We start from the raw sequence: 13,772 nt of genomic DNA, 5'->3' as shown, positions 1-13,772 counted from the left end.
GGCCGGCTGCGCCGCGTGCGATGCCCAGAGCCGAACGATGGATCATCTGATCGAACGCCAATCCCTGATGGAACAGTTGCAAGGCCGCTTGCGCGAGGCGATCGTGGGTGCCGGCCACGTCGTCGTGGTGCATGGCGAGGCCGGCATCGGCAAGACCAGCCTGCTGCGCGCGTTCGCCGCCGGGCGCGGCGAGGCGGCATTGTGGTGGGGCGGCTGCGACGCGCTGCAGACCCCGCATCCGCTCGCGCCGCTGTACGACATCGCGCGCTCCGCCGATGCCGGATTCGGCGCCCTGCTCGCGACAGCGGGCGAACGCCCCGCACTGTTCGAAGCCGTGCTGGCCGACCTCGCGCGCCGTCCGGTGCTGCTCGTGGTCGAGGACGTGCACTGGGCCGACGCGGCCACGCTCGACCTGCTCAAGTTCCTCGCTCGGCGCATCGATCGCGTGCCTTGCCTGCTTGCGGTGTCCTACCGCGACGACGAAGTGGACGCCACGCATGCGCTGCGCCGGCTGCTCGGCGAACTGCCTGCCGGATCGACACGGCTCGAAGTGCCGCGCCTGTCGCCGGCGGGAGTCGAGGCGCTGGCGCGATCCGCCCTGCGCCCGGCGGCGGGCGTGCATGCGACGACGCAGGGCAACGCGTTCTTCGTCACCGAACTGCTGCGCCACGGCGCCGCCGGCGTGCCGCGCGGGGTCCGGGACCTCGTGTTGGCGCGTCTCGCGCGGCTCTCGCCCGGCGCGCAGGAGATCGTGCGCCTCGCCAGCGTGGCGCCGGCGCGGATCGAGCGCGGATTGATCGACCGCTTGCTCGCGCCCACGATCGCCGCGCTGGAGGAATGCCTGGACTGCGGCTTGTTGCTGGCGCAGGGTAGCACGCTGGCGTTCCGCCATGAACTCGCCCGCGTCGCGGTGGAATCCGCATTGTCGACGCCCGCGGCGCAGGCCTTGCACGCGCGCGTGCTCGCCGCGCTGGAGCGCGTGGATGCGGTTCCGGTTCCGCTCGCGCGCCTCGCCCACCACGCCGCACGCGCGGGCGATGCGACGGCCGTGCTGCGCCTCGCGCCGCTGGCCGCCGACGAAGCGCGCAGACGCGGCGCGCACAAGGAAGCCGCCGCGCACCTGCGCAGCGCGCTCGAACACGGCGCCACGTTGCCCGACGCGCGCAAGGCGGAACTGCTCGACACGCTTTCCTACGAGTACTACCTCACCGAACACATCGCCGAGGCGATTTCGGCGCGCGAAGATTCGCTGGCGTTGTGGCGCAAGATCGGTGACGAACGCAAGGCCGGTGACGCGTTGCGCTGGCTGTCCCGGCTCAACTGGTACAACGGCCACAGCATCCCCGCGGCACGCTACGCCGTCGAGGCGATCGCCGTGCTCGAAGCCCTGCCGCCGGGGCGCGAATTGGCGATGGCGTACAGCAACCGCGCGCAATTGCACATGCTCGCCGGCGAAGGCGAAGCGGCACGCGCCATGGGCGGCAGGGCAATCGCGCTCGCGCGCGAAACCGGCGACATCGAAACCGAAATCCACGCGCTCAACAACATCGGCGCGGCGAAATGCGGCGAAGGCGACCTTGCCGGCATCGCCGACCTCGAGCGCAGCCTCACCCTCGCGCTGGAGCACGGTTGCGACGAACACGCCGCGCGCGCCTTCACCAATCTCGGCTACGACATCGGCGCCAACGGCGACTACGCGGCGGCCGATGCGTACCTCGAACGCGGCATCTCGTTCTGCGAACCGCGCGACCTGGACTCCTGGGCGCGCTATATGGCTGCCTATCGCAGCGAGGTCGCGCTCTGGCAGGGCGACTTCGCGCTGGCAGCCGAGCGTGCCGGACGCGTGTTGAAAACGCCTGGCCTGGCGCCGGTGAGCCGCATGCTGGCGCTGGTCGTGCAGGGCCGCCTGCGCACGCGGCGCGGCGAATCCGATGCGCAATCGCCGTTGGACGAGGCGCTTGCGCTCGCGCTGCCGACCGCCGAATTCCTGCGCATCGGCCCGGTCGCCGCGGCGCGTGCGGAAAACGCTTGGCTGCGCGGCGACGCGGCGACGGCGGCGGCCGAAATCGAAACCGCCTGGCGATTGTTCCAGGGAACGACCTACCTGTCCTGGGTCGTCGGCGAACTGGCCTGGTGGCGGCAGCGCTGCGGTGGCCACGCCGCCGTTGACGAACAAGTCCTGCGCTGCTGCGCCGAACCGTTCGCGTTGCAAATTGCCGGACAATGGCGCGAAGCGGCCGAGGCGTGGTCCGTACGCGGCTGCCCCTACGAACAGGCCCGCGCTTTGGCCGAAGGCAACGCCAACGCGCAACTCGAAGCGCTGGCCATGTTCGAACGACTCGGCGCGAAAGTCGACGCCGGACGCCTGCGCAAGTCGCTGCACGCGGCCGGCGTGCGCGGCGTGCCGCGCGGGCGGCGCGCCTCGACCCAGGCCGATCCGCACGGGCTTACCACACGCGAGGCCGAAGTGCTGCACCTGCTCTGCGAAGGCCTGACCAACGCCGAAATCTCTGCGCGCCTGCATCGCTCGGTGCGCACGGTGGACCACCACCTCGAAGCGGTCTTCGCCAAGCTTGGCGTCGGTTCGCGCGCCGAAGCCGTGAATGCGGCGCGGTGCGCGCAAGAATAGGCAAGCGCGCGGCGCAATCCGGGCAAGTCCGCCGTTGGCGCGGCGGCGGCGCGGTAGTAGTCTGGCCGCGACGGTGGAACCGGCCGTCGCCAACCGGAGAAGACCGTGTCGCGTTATTTGGTCGAACGTGATTTTCCCGACGGCTTGCGCATTCCGATCAACGAAGACGGCGCGCAAGCCTGCCTCGGCGTCATCGACCGCAATGCGGTCGATGGCGTGACCTGGGTGCATTCCTACGTCAGCCCCGACAGCAAGAAGACCTTCTGCATCTACGACGCGCCCGATGCCGACGCGATCCGTCGCAGCGCGGCCCGCAACAACCTGCCGATCGCGCGCATTACCGAAGTGCGCGTGCTCGATCCGTACTTCTACCACTGAGCCGCGGCCACGCGCCGTCGGCCTTGCGCGCAATCCAACCGCCAACACAGGAGATTGAAGATGAAAACACTGGCTCTCGCATTGATCGTGCTGCTCTGCCCCATCGTCGCTTCGGCCGCCGACGCATCCACCGCCACGCACCGCTACATGATCGAACGCACTTTCCCGAAAGGCGCTCTCGACGGTCTCGACGCCAAGGCCAAGCAGAGCGTCAACGCCACCAACGCCAAGTTCGGCGTGACCTGGGTAACCTCGTACGCCAACGCGGACAAGACCAAGACGTTCTGCGTCTACGAAGGCCCGAACGAGGACGCGATCCGCAAGGCCGCCGCGGCGAACAAGATTCCGGTCGATTCGATCGTCGAAGTGCCGGTCACGCTCGATCCGAAGTAACCTTGCGCGTGTCGCATGCCCGCAGGCCGCGACCGGGCATGTCGACACCGTTCGCCAACCGAACGAGTGAGGCGAACCGCCTGGGATGGGCGACAATACGGGCCTGATCGCCCGAACCTGTCGCCCCTCCTTTTTGCGTATGCACGAACCCTTTCCCGCTTCCGATAAGTCCGCTCGCCGCGAATTCTGGCTGTTCCTGCTGTTCGCGCTGATCGTGATCGGCGCCGGCATCGGCCTGCGCGATCCGTGGCCGGCGGACGAGCCGCGCTTCGCGTTGTCGGCGCGCCAGATGGTCGAAAGCGGCGATTGGCTGATCCCACGTCGCGGCCACGAGATCTATGCCGACAAGCCGCCGGCGTTCATGGCGATGCAGGCCGCCGCGTTCGAACTCGTGCGCAACTGGCGCGTCGCGTTCCTGCTGCCGTCGCTGCTTGCCGCGCTCGGCACGCTGTGGCTGGTCTACGACCTCGGCCGGCGGCTCTGGGGTCATCGCACCGGCCTGTACGCGGGCGTTGCCCTGCTCTGCGCGATCCAGTTCGTCTATCAGGCCAAGCGCGCGCAGATCGACCCTACGGTGACTTTTTTCATCACGCTGGCCAATTACGGACTGCTGCGGCATTTCCTGCTCGGGCCCGACTGGCGGCTGTATTGGCTCGGTTGTTTCGCCGCGGGGCTCGGCGTCATCACCAAGGGCGTCGGGGTGCTCGCGCTGCTGATGTTCGTGCCGTACATTTTTGCGCGAAGGTCACATTGGAACTTCGTGGTAGCCGCGCGCGGCACGGCGCGCTGGGCCGGTGGATTCGCGGCGTTCCTCGCCGCGATCGCGCTCTGGCTCGTGCCGCTCGCGATCGCGGTGTCGCTGCATCCGTCGTCGGATTACCAGACGTACCTGCACGATATCCTGTTCCGCCAGACCGCCGCGCGCTACACCGATTCGTGGGATCACCGGCAGCCGCCGTGGTACTACTTCGGCGTGATCCTGACCGGCTGGATGCCGTTGTGGCTGGTCTGGTTCGGCACCGTGCCGGCGTGGGCGCGCGCGTTCAGGGCGTGCGATGCGCGCCTTCTGTTGCCGCTGGCGTGGTCGCTGCTCGTGATCGCGTTCTTCAGCATCCCGTCGGGCAAGCGCGATATGTACATCATGCCGGCGTTGCCGATGGTGGCGCTGGCTTGCGCGCCGTATCTGGCGCAGATCGTCGCGACGCGCTGGTTCCGCGCGCTCGCGCTGGCCGTGCTCGTCGCGCTCGGCGGGGCGCTGGCCGGCGCCGGGATGCATGCGTGGTCGGGGCACTGGAAGTTCGCCAACGATCTCGCCGGACAGCGCGGCTTCGACGGCGGTGGCACGGCGTTGTGGAGCTTGTTGATCGCGCTCGGCGCGTGGCTGCTGGCCTGCGCCGCGTGGTTCCGTCTCGCGCGTGCGGAGCGTGGGCTGGTCGCCGGCCTCGCCGGCCTGTGGCTGCTTTGGGGGCTGTGGGCGAGTCCACTGCTCAACGATTCGAGTTCCGCGCACGGCTTGATGCGCCGCGTCGGCGCGATGATCGGCACCGACGCCGAGCTTGCGCTGGTCGCGTGGAAGGAGCAGAACCTCTTGTTCGTCGACCGCGAGGTCGTCGAGTTCGGCTTCGTCAAGCCCGCGCACGCGCAACTCGGCGAGGCGATACGCTGGCAGGAAGAGAAACCCGATTCGCGCTGGGTATTCGTTCTCGCCGACGCGATGGCGCCGTGCATCGACCAGACCAGGGCCCGCTACGTCGGCCACGCCAACCGGCGCGAGTGGTGGTTGTTCCGCAGCGATGCGGTGTCCGACGCGTGCCGCGGCGGCAACGTGCCAGCGCCGCAGAAGAGCGTCGATGCCGAAGTGGATTGAGTTTGCGCCAAGGGATGCACGGTACACTACCGTCACTCCGGCAGTCCCTGCCGGAGTGACGATGTTCCCATGACCCTGTCGCAAGAGATCCGCCACAGCAACGATTCGCCCGCGAAAAGCCTGCGCCGCCGCGTCGTGCGCTGGTTCTCGCATCGATTGACGCCGCAGTCCGCGCCGGGCGATCTGCCCGCGCAAGTGCCTTCGCGCGGAATTCATCGCATCCTCGTCTGCCGCGCGGCGAAGACGCTGGGCGAAACGGCCATGCTCAGCCCGCTGCTCGTGGAACTCGAAGCGCGCTTTCCGGGTGCCGAAATCGACATCGTCAGCGGCTGCGGCGCGGCGCTCGCTCTGTTCGCGCGATTCGCACAGGTGCGGCGCGTGAGCGTGCTGCCGCGCAGCTTCGTCAAGGCGCCGCTGCGCTATCGGCGCATGTTGCGCGAACTGCGCGCGGCGAAGTACGACCTCGCGATCGATCCGTATCTGCTCTCGAACTCCGACCGCCTGCTCGTGCGCACCTCACAGGCGCGCTTCCGCATCGGTTTCGACGGCGCGAAGAAAAGCGGCCATCTCACCCATGCGCTTGCCGAGCCCGGCGAAGAGCAGCACGCGGCCAAATTACCCGTCTACCTGCTGCGCAAGACGATGGGCGTGGCCGGCGAGGCGAGCGCGTGGACGTATCCCGAACTCGACCTGCGCCTGAGCGATGCCGAGCGCGAACAAGGCCGCGACACGCTGCACGCGATACTCGCCGCAGGCAAGCATGTGCGTGGCGCGATCGGCATCTACGCCTTCGCCACCGGCGTGAAGAACTATCCGCGCGAATGGTGGCAGCGCTTCCTCGCCGCGCTCGCCGCGCGTTATCCGGACCACGCCATCGTCGAGATCGTGCCGGGCTTCGGCCGCTCGATGCTCGGCGATGCGTATCCCGCGTTTTTCGCCAGCGACGTGCGCCGGCTCGGCGGCGTGCTCGCCAACCTTTCGCTCTACGTGAGCGCGGACTGCGGCATCATGCACTTGGCCGCCGCGAGCGGTGCGCCGACCGTCGGCATTTTCTCGGTCACCGACATCCCGGGCTGGAGCGTGTACGGCGCGCGCAACCGCACGATCGATGCGCGCGGCCTCGACGCGGAACAGGTTGCGCAGAAACTGGTCGTCGACTTGCCGAACCCCATCGCGGAGGAAACGATTTGAGCGGATACGGCCATCGCATCAACCTCATCGCCCAGGTCAACGGCGTGGGTCTGACGCGCGACATGGATCTGCTCGACGCCACGCTGGCCGCCGCCGGTCACCGGGTGTCGCAGACCCGGCTGCGCGGCGGCAAGGTTCCCAAGCGCCTGCTGCCGGTCGCGATACGCGCGGACACGGCGATCCGCCGCGGCCTCGGGATTTCGCCGCTGCGCTACGACGCCAACATCCTGCTCGAACACGTGCGCGACCAGTATCTGCCGCGCGCGCGGCGCAATATCCTGCTGCCGAACCAGGAGTGGGTGTTCCCGGCCGAAATCGCCTTGCTCGGCCGCATCGACCACGTGCTCACCAAGACGCGCTACGCGCAAGGAATCTTCGGCGCGCTGGGCCGGCCGTCGACCTACGTGGGGTTCACCAGTCCCGATCGGCTCGACCCGGCGGTGCCGCGCCGGCGCGAGTTCTTCCACCTCGCTGGGCGCAGCCGTCACAAGGGTACCGCGCGCCTGCTCGCGCTGTGGCAGCGGCATCCGCACTGGCCGCTACTCACCGTCGTCCAGCATCCGCGCATCGGCCGCGAAAGCGTCGTCGCCGCGAACATCAACCACCGCCGCGCCTACATGGACGATGCCGAACTGCTGCGCCTGCAAAACACTTTCCGTTTCCACCTGTGTCCTTCCGAGTCCGAGGGCTTCGGCCACTACATCGTCGAGGCGATGGGCATCGGCGCCGTGGTCGTGACCAACGATGCCCCAACGATGAACGAAATCGTCCAGCCCGATCGAGGCGTGCTGATCGCCTGCCGCGCGACGGAGAAGAAGAACCTCGATTGGATCAACGAATTCGACGAAGCGGCGATGGTCGCCGCGGTCGAGCGGCTGATCGTCGCCGACGATGCGGAACTCGACCGCATCGGCGCTGCTGCACGCGCCTGGTACGAGGATAACGACCGCGGTTTCGCCGGACGCCTGCGCGCGGGCATCGCCGCGGCGATGGCGTAGACGGATATCGAATCAGACGGCGAGCGACCGCCAGGCCGCGATCGCCTGATCGGGCACGATCGCCGACACCGGCTGCGGCGGCGCGCCGAGATTGACGATCGGTTTGCCGAACGGGCTGCGCCGGCCCCATTTGTCCGGGCCGTACTTGCCGCCGTAGAGCACGACGAGCGGGCAGCCCATCGCGGCGGCGAGATGCGCGGGACCGGTGTCGACCGAGACCATGCCGTGTGCGCGTTCGAGCACGCCTAGCAGGCGGCGCACCGGCAGGTCGCGCGTCGCGATCTTCACTTGCGCCACGCCGGCCGCGTTCGCGATCGCCTCGCATACCGCGCTTTCGACCGGCGCGCCGCAAAGCACGAGGTTCGCGGCTGGCAGCGTTTCGTGCATTGCGCGCAGCAGCGCGGCCCAGTTTTCGACCGGCCAGAATTTCGGATCGCTGTCGCGCCGTTCCCACCAGCGATGCACGTGCCAGTTGCCGGGCTGCAGCAGCACGAGCGGTGCTTCGGCGAAGCCGCGCGCGCGCAGCCAGGCGTCGGCGTCGGCGCGGTCGTCCGCGTCGAGGTACAGGCGCGGGGCGGTTCGCATGTCCTCGTCGCGCCAGGGATAGTCGGCTTCGCGGTAGGCCGCCGGCGTGGTGCGGCCGAAGCGTAGCGCCTGGTCGACCCAGTGTTCGTCCGTGCGCAGACCCATGTCGCGAATGAACACGCAGCGCTCGCGCGGCACGCGCGCGAAACGCAGCAGCCAGCGGATGCGCTTGAGCGAGCCGCGCGTGTCTTCGGCGACGTAGACCGGGCCGTCGTGCGCGCGCAGCTTCGCGATCATGCGCCAACGCTCGGGGCTGAACGCGAGCGGGCGGTTGCGAGCGAGCAGTTGCCAGGTTTCGGCGACGTCGGGATGGCCGCGGTACAACTCGCTGCTCCAGCCGCCGCGGCTCAGCACGATGCACGGCTTGCCCCAGCGCCGGTGCAGCAGGTGCAGCAGGGGTTCCTGCAGAACCATGTCGCCGAGGCGACCGAAGCGCACGACCAGCGGGACCAGGGGCCGCGCCGGCCCGTTTTGCGAAGGCATGGAGAAGGGAACCCTGCATCCGGCTCGAGGCGGCCGACTCGCGCGAATTATAGGCCGGCCCGGTTAAGCGGGCCTTGCGTAGAAGGTGGATCGGCACATCGTCTCGCTCGCTCCTTCCGCGTTTGCCGACGGTCTCTTGCGTTATCCTAGCGCGTCGCATTTTCGCAACAGGCATGGCGCATGGCTTCTGGCCGCATCCTCGTCGTCGACGACGAGCCCGACATCCGTACGACGGTGAAGGAAATCCTTGAGGACGAGGGCTATCAGGTCGCGCTCGCGGCCAATGCCGCGGCCGCGCGCGAGGCGCGAACGCAGGGCCGGCCCGACGTGATCCTGCTCGACATCTGGATGCCCGAAACCGATGGCATCAGTCTGCTGCGCGAGTGGGCGCAGGCGGGCGCGCTGACCACGCCGGTGATCATGATGAGCGGCCACGGCACGGTCGAGACCGCGGTCGAGGCGACGCGCCTGGGCGCCTACGATTTCGTCGAGAAGCCCATTTCCCTGGCCAAGCTGCTGTTGACAATCGAGCGCGCGCGCGAAGCGAGCCGGCTCAAGCGCGAGAACGAGGGCCTGCGCGAGCAGCTCGCGTTGCCGCTCGAACCGATCGGCGCGTCGAAGGCGATGGCCGCGCTGCGCGCGCAGCTCGACAAGCTCGCCCAGCACGACACCTCGATCCTGATCCAGGGCGAGGCAGGCACGGGCAAGGAGTCGCTCGCGCGCTGGCTGCACGCGCGCTCGTCGCGCCAGGGCGGGCCGTTCGTCGCGGTCGCGCCGGGCAGCATCCCGCGCGAGCATCTCGCCGTGGCGCTGTTCGGCAGCGAGGACGCGAGCGGCGTCCAGCCCGGTCTGATCGAGCAGGCCAACGGCGGCACGCTGTTCCTCGACGAAGTCGCCGAGCTTGACGCGGAACTGCAGCAGCGTCTGGCCAGCGTGCTCGAACGCCGCGCGCTCGTGCGCGCGGGCGGCGCGGGCAACGTGCCGCTCGACCTGCGCGTGATCGCGGCGAGTTCGCAGCATCCCGAAGCGCAGGTCAAGGCCGGCACGTTCCGCGAGGAACTCTACTACCTCGTCAACGTCGTGCCGTTGGCCGTGCCGCCGCTGCGCAAGCGCGGCGAGGACGTGCCCGAACTGCTGCGCAGCTACGCCGACTTCTTCGCCCATCGCGACAAGCTGCCCTACCGCGTGTTCCCGGTCGCGGTGCAGAACCGCCTGCGCAACCACGACTGGCCGGGCAACGTGCGCGAATTGCGCAATCTCGTGCAGCGCCTGTTGATCATGGGCAACGGCGACGAGGTGACGATCGAGGAGGTCGAGGCCGCGCTCGGCAAGGGCGTCGCACCCGCGCCTGCGCGCGCGCCCGCAGCCGACTCGCCGGCCGCGGCGATCGACTTCAACCTGCCGCTGCGCGAGGCGCGCGAGCAGTTCGAGCGCGCCTACCTGCTGCGCCAGTTGCAGGACGCCGGCGGCAGCGTCGGCAAGCTCGCCAAGATGGTCGGCATGGAGCGCACGCACCTGTATCGCAAGCTGCGCGATCTCGGCGTCGACGTGAAGTCATCCGCGCGAGACGAATAGAAACAAGAGCCTCTTTGGACGCGGATAAGAGCGGATCAAAACCGATAAGAGCGGATCAAGCATTTTTGGTTTAAGACACCTGCAATCGTTTGCTTGCTAGTCTACTTCTTTGCTCTATCAGCGTTTATCCGCTCTTATCCGCGCAAATCCGCGTTAAGCGCTTTTTCTTCCTCTTCCCCGACTCACAAGGAATTCCCATGAGCGTAAAAGGCAAAGTCGCCCTGATCACGGGCGCGGCGAGCGGCATCGGCAAGCGCATCGCCGAGGTGTATGCCGACAACGGCTGCCATATCGCGATCGCCGACATCAACCCGACTGCCGCGGATGCCGCAGCCGCAGAGATTCGTGCGCGCGGCGTCAAGGCGACGACGGTGATCATGGACGTGACCGACGAGGCCGCGGTCGACGCCGGCGTCGACAAATGCGTCAAGGATCTCGGCGGCATCGACATCCTCGTCTCCAACGCCGGCATCCAGATCGTCAATCCGATCGAGAATTTTTCCTATGCCGACTGGAAGAAGCTGATGGCGATTCACGTGGATGGAGCGTTTCTGACCACCCGGGCGGCGCTCAGGCACATGTATGCCGGCAAGGGCGGCGCGATCATCTACATGGGCTCGGTGCATTCGAAGGAAGCGTCCAAGCTCAAGGCGCCGTACGTCACCGCCAAGCACGGCCTGATCGGCCTGGCCAAGGTCGTGGCCAAGGAAGGCGCGGCGCACAACGTGCGCGCGAACGTGATCTGCCCGGGCTTCGTGCGCACGCCGCTGGTCGACAAGCAGATTCCCGAGCAGGCCAAGGAGCTCGGCATTTCCGAAGCGGACGTGATCAGGAACGTGATGCTCAAGGATACGGTCGACGGCGAGTTCACCACGGTCGACGACGTCGCCAACGTCGCGCTGTTCCTCGGCGGTTTCGAGACCAATGCGTTGACCGGGCAATCGCTCGTCGTCAGCCATGGGTGGTTCATGCAATGAAAGGCCATGATTCGGGATTCGTGATTCGTGACTCGGCAAAGCGCCGAGCCGCCAAGTCCGCGAGCGTGCGCGAAAGGGTGCAGGCGACGGGCAAAAACGCGAAGGGCGCGGCCAACGGCAAGGTGCCGTCGCCGCTCGAATCCGCGCGCAAGTACGAGACTGTCGCGCTGATGCTGCAAGGCGGTGGCGCGCTCGGTTCGTACCAGTGCGGCGTCTACGAGGGTCTGCACAAGGCCGGCATCCTGCCGAACTGGTTCGCCGGCATCTCGATCGGCGCGATCAACGCCGCGATCCTTGCCGGCAACGCGCCCGAGCGGCGCCTCGAGCGGCTGCATGCGTTCTGGGACCGCATCTCGATCCCGGCGATCCCGTTCGGCCACCAGTGGTTCGAGTGGCAGGAGGCGCTGCGCCAGAAACTGCCGCTGGAAAAATCCACGCTCGCGCTCGCCAACGTGCAGGGCGCGCTCGCGGCGCTGCTGTTCGGCCAGTCGGGCTTCTTCGTGCCGCGTTTCCCGCCGCCGTACGTCGGCGTCGGCCACATCGAATCGTCGACGAGCTTCTACGACACCGCGCCGCTGAAATCCACGCTCGAGGAATTCGTCGACTTCGACCGCATCAACGCCGGCGACGTGCGCTTCTCGGTCGGCGCGGTCAACGTGCGTAGCGGCAACTTCGTCTACTTCGACAACTTCGACAAGCCCGGTGAGCCGAAAACGAAAATCCGCGCCGAACACGTCATGGCCTCGGGCGCGCTGCCGCCCGCGTTCGCCGCGGTCGAGGTCGACGGCGAGCACTACTGGGACGGCGGCCTCGTCTCGAATACGCCACTCGACCACGTGCTCAGTCAGACGCCGCGCCGCGACAGCCTCGTCTTCCAGGTCGATCTCTGGCGCGCACAGGGGGTGCTGCCGCGCAACGTCATGGAAGTGGCCGAACGGCAGAAGGACATCCAGTTCTCGAGCCGCACGCGCTTCGGCACCAAGGTCGTGCAACGCCGTCAGAACCTGCGCACCACGCTTTACGCGCTGCTCAAGGAAATCCCCACCGAACACATCACGCCGCAGATGCGCGCCGAGCTCGAGCCGTGGTTGTCCGACCGCGTCTACGACATCATCCACCTGATCTACAAGACCAAGCCGTTCGAGGAACAATACAAGGACTACGCGTTCGCGCCGAGCACGATGGCCGAGCACTGGCGCGCGGGTCTCGCCGACATGCGCAACACGCTGGCGCATCCGGAATTCTTCGTGCCGCCGTCGCGGCGTGTCGGCGTGGTCACCCACGACGTGCACCGCCATGGCCGTGGCGGTCCGCGCATGGAATAAGTTCGTCGTGCAGGCCGATCCGATCGAGCGATTGCGCGCGATGCGCGGCGGCCCGCGCGACGGCGCGCTGCTGCGCATGTCGCTCGCGAATGCGCTGTTGACGAACAACGATATGCCGGCAGCGATTATTGAATTGCGCGAGGCACTGCGCTTCGATCCCGGCTATTCCGCCGTGTGGAAGTTGCTCGGCAAGACATTGGCCACGTCCGGTGACACGGCCGGTGCGATCGACGCCTATCGCGCCGGCATCGCTGCCGCCGCCCGCCGCGGCGACAAGCAGGCCGAAAAGGAAATGACCGTGTTCCTGCGCCGGCTGGAAAAGTAGCGGGGCGGCGCGCGATCAATACTCGACAATCGTCGTATCGACTTCGCGCGCCCAGGCATTGATGCCGCCGGCGACGTTGTAGACCTTCGTGTAACCGTGCGCGCGGAACTGCTCGGCCGCCTGTTGGCTGCGGCCGCCGCTGCGGCAGAGGAAGGCGATCGGCGCGTCCTTGGGCAGGTCGGCGAGCGCGCCGATGCCTTTGTCGAGCGTGCGGAACGGTGTTTTCAGCGCGGCCATCGCGCGCTCCTCGGACGGACGCACGTCGACGACGGTGATGTCGTTCGCCGCGAGGCGTTCGGCGAGCTCCTTCACCGAAAGCTGCTTGACGCCCGAAGGCGCATTCGGGTTGTCGATCGCAAGTCCCGCGCCCTGCATCGTCTCGACCCAGTCGATGCGGATCCCGCGCGCGCGCTGCGCGCTGGCGAGATCGAACAGCACGTCGATGCCGTTCGACTCCGAACGGATCGCGTCGTCCGCCGGCTCGGCGAGATGGAACTGCGGCTGGTAGCGCGCATCGATGTTGAGATGCAGCGCCAGGCCCGGCTCGGCGTCGGCGAGCGCGCCGCGGATCGCCTGCGCGGCCTTGTCGGTGATCGTGATCTGCGGCGGCGAGCGGTCGGGCTGCGGCAGGCCGAACAATGCTTGCAGCTCGCCCGAGTTGTACATCGACTGCACGATGTCGGCGCCGCCGACCAGTTCGCCCTTCACGTAGAGCTGCGGGATCGTCGGCCAGTTGCCGAATTCCTTGATGCCCTCGCGCATTTCCGCGTCTTCGAGCACGTTGACGCTGGCGTACTCCGGCAGCAGTTCGTTGAGCACGCCCGAGGCGGCCGCCGAAAATCCGCATTGCGGCGCCTGCGGCGAGCCTTTCATGAAGAGTACGACGGGGTTGTCGCGCAGCAGGGTTTCGATACGGATGCGCGTGGCGGGTAACAGCGACATGGCGGAATCCACGAAGATCGGGAAGAAGATTATCCCCGATCTTGGGCCGCGCAATATCGATCTCAACCTTTCCGTTTCGTCACTCCCGCCTTCACGGGAATGAC

At 67.8% G+C, this 13,772-nt stretch carries 12 protein-coding genes; 10 read left to right on the top strand and 2 right to left on the bottom strand.

What is annotated here, in order from left to right; genetic code table 11:
- Positions 1–37 precede the first annotated feature (37 nt).
- From QM741_RS04590 to QM741_RS04565, 6 genes are all read left to right on the top strand, one after another.
- Positions 38–2,629: an ATP-binding protein gene (locus QM741_RS04590; protein ID WP_415206556.1), complete on the top strand. Its 2,592-nt coding sequence runs from the start codon at positions 38–40 to the stop codon at positions 2,627–2,629.
- Positions 2,630–2,734: 105 nt separating this feature from the next.
- Positions 2,735–3,007 carry a DUF4242 domain-containing protein gene (locus QM741_RS04585; protein ID WP_415206555.1) on the top strand — a complete coding sequence of 91 codons (273 nt, stop codon included), beginning with the start codon at positions 2,735–2,737 and terminating at the stop codon, positions 3,005–3,007.
- A 60-nt stretch (positions 3,008–3,067) separates the two neighbouring features.
- The gene (locus QM741_RS04580) at positions 3,068–3,400 is read left to right on the top strand and encodes a DUF4242 domain-containing protein (RefSeq protein WP_415206554.1); all 333 of its coding nucleotides are present in this window, start codon (positions 3,068–3,070) and stop codon (positions 3,398–3,400) included.
- Positions 3,401–3,539: 139 nt separating this feature from the next.
- Positions 3,540–5,267 (top strand): ArnT family glycosyltransferase, encoded by a 1,728-nt coding sequence (locus tag QM741_RS04575; RefSeq protein ID WP_415206553.1) that lies wholly within the window; start codon positions 3,540–3,542, stop codon positions 5,265–5,267.
- A 69-nt stretch (positions 5,268–5,336) separates the two neighbouring features.
- Positions 5,337–6,458: a glycosyltransferase family 9 protein gene (locus QM741_RS04570; RefSeq protein WP_415206552.1), complete on the top strand. Its 1,122-nt coding sequence runs from the start codon at positions 5,337–5,339 to the stop codon at positions 6,456–6,458.
- Complete coding sequence (locus tag QM741_RS04565; protein ID WP_415206551.1) at positions 6,455–7,456, top strand: glycosyltransferase; 1,002 nt, start codon at positions 6,455–6,457, stop codon at positions 7,454–7,456. Before QM741_RS04570 ends, QM741_RS04565 begins: the two co-directional genes overlap by 4 nt.
- 12 nt (positions 7,457–7,468) lie before the next feature.
- On the opposite strand, the gene QM741_RS04560 is transcribed toward QM741_RS04565, so the two are convergent.
- On the bottom strand, positions 7,469–8,524 hold the full coding sequence (locus QM741_RS04560) for a glycosyltransferase family 9 protein (protein ID WP_415206550.1): 1,056 nt from the start codon (positions 8,522–8,524) through the stop codon (positions 7,469–7,471).
- 180 nt (positions 8,525–8,704) lie between these two features.
- On the opposite strand from QM741_RS04560, the gene QM741_RS04555 reads away from it, so the two are divergent.
- From QM741_RS04555 to QM741_RS04540, 4 genes are all read left to right on the top strand, one after another.
- A complete protein-coding gene (locus tag QM741_RS04555; RefSeq protein ID WP_415206549.1) occupies positions 8,705–10,099 on the top strand; it encodes a sigma-54-dependent transcriptional regulator in 1,395 nt (464 codons plus the stop codon).
- A 197-nt stretch (positions 10,100–10,296) separates the two neighbouring features.
- Positions 10,297–11,076, top strand: coding sequence for a 3-hydroxybutyrate dehydrogenase (locus tag QM741_RS04550; RefSeq protein ID WP_415206548.1), 780 nt, complete (start codon positions 10,297–10,299; stop codon positions 11,074–11,076).
- Positions 11,073–12,401, top strand: a complete 1,329-nt coding sequence (locus QM741_RS04545; protein WP_415206547.1) for a patatin-like phospholipase family protein — start codon at positions 11,073–11,075, stop codon at positions 12,399–12,401. The genes QM741_RS04550 and QM741_RS04545 overlap by 4 nt, the downstream gene beginning before the upstream one ends.
- Positions 12,402–12,408: 7 nt before the next feature.
- Positions 12,409–12,726, top strand: coding sequence for a tetratricopeptide repeat protein (locus tag QM741_RS04540; protein ID WP_415209076.1), 318 nt, complete (start codon positions 12,409–12,411; stop codon positions 12,724–12,726).
- 15 nt (positions 12,727–12,741) lie between these two features.
- Here QM741_RS04540 and grxD read toward each other — a convergent pair whose 3' ends face one another.
- Positions 12,742–13,668 carry a Grx4 family monothiol glutaredoxin gene (gene grxD, locus QM741_RS04535; RefSeq protein ID WP_415206546.1) on the bottom strand — a complete coding sequence of 309 codons (927 nt, stop codon included), beginning with the start codon at positions 13,666–13,668 and terminating at the stop codon, positions 12,742–12,744.
- Positions 13,669–13,772: the final 104 nt, after the last annotated feature.

It is taken from the genome of Rudaea sp. (genome assembly GCF_047601565.1).
In the GTDB taxonomy this organism is placed as follows: domain Bacteria; phylum Pseudomonadota; class Gammaproteobacteria; order Xanthomonadales; family Rhodanobacteraceae; genus Rudaea.
This window is presented reverse-complemented; position numbering and strand designations above follow the sequence as displayed.

Bases quoted from the DNA above. Each gene is read 5' to 3' on its own strand.
- QM741_RS04590 (WP_415206556.1), top strand. From the start codon at position 38: ATGGATCATCTGATCGAACGCCAATCCCTGATGGAACAGTTGCAAGGC.
- QM741_RS04580 (WP_415206554.1), top strand. From the start codon at position 3,068: ATGAAAACACTGGCTCTCGCATTGATCGTGCTGCTCTGCCCCATCGTC.
- QM741_RS04575 (WP_415206553.1), top strand. From the start codon at position 3,540: ATGCACGAACCCTTTCCCGCTTCCGATAAGTCCGCTCGCCGCGAATTC.
- QM741_RS04570 (WP_415206552.1), top strand. From the start codon at position 5,337: ATGACCCTGTCGCAAGAGATCCGCCACAGCAACGATTCGCCCGCGAAA.
- QM741_RS04560 (WP_415206550.1), bottom strand. From the start codon at position 8,524: ATGCCTTCGCAAAACGGGCCGGCGCGGCCCCTGGTCCCGCTGGTCGTG.
- QM741_RS04555 (WP_415206549.1), top strand. From the start codon at position 8,705: ATGGCTTCTGGCCGCATCCTCGTCGTCGACGACGAGCCCGACATCCGT.
- QM741_RS04550 (WP_415206548.1), top strand. From the start codon at position 10,297: ATGAGCGTAAAAGGCAAAGTCGCCCTGATCACGGGCGCGGCGAGCGGC.
- QM741_RS04545 (WP_415206547.1), top strand. From the start codon at position 11,073: ATGAAAGGCCATGATTCGGGATTCGTGATTCGTGACTCGGCAAAGCGC.
- grxD (WP_415206546.1), bottom strand. From the start codon at position 13,668: ATGTCGCTGTTACCCGCCACGCGCATCCGTATCGAAACCCTGCTGCGC.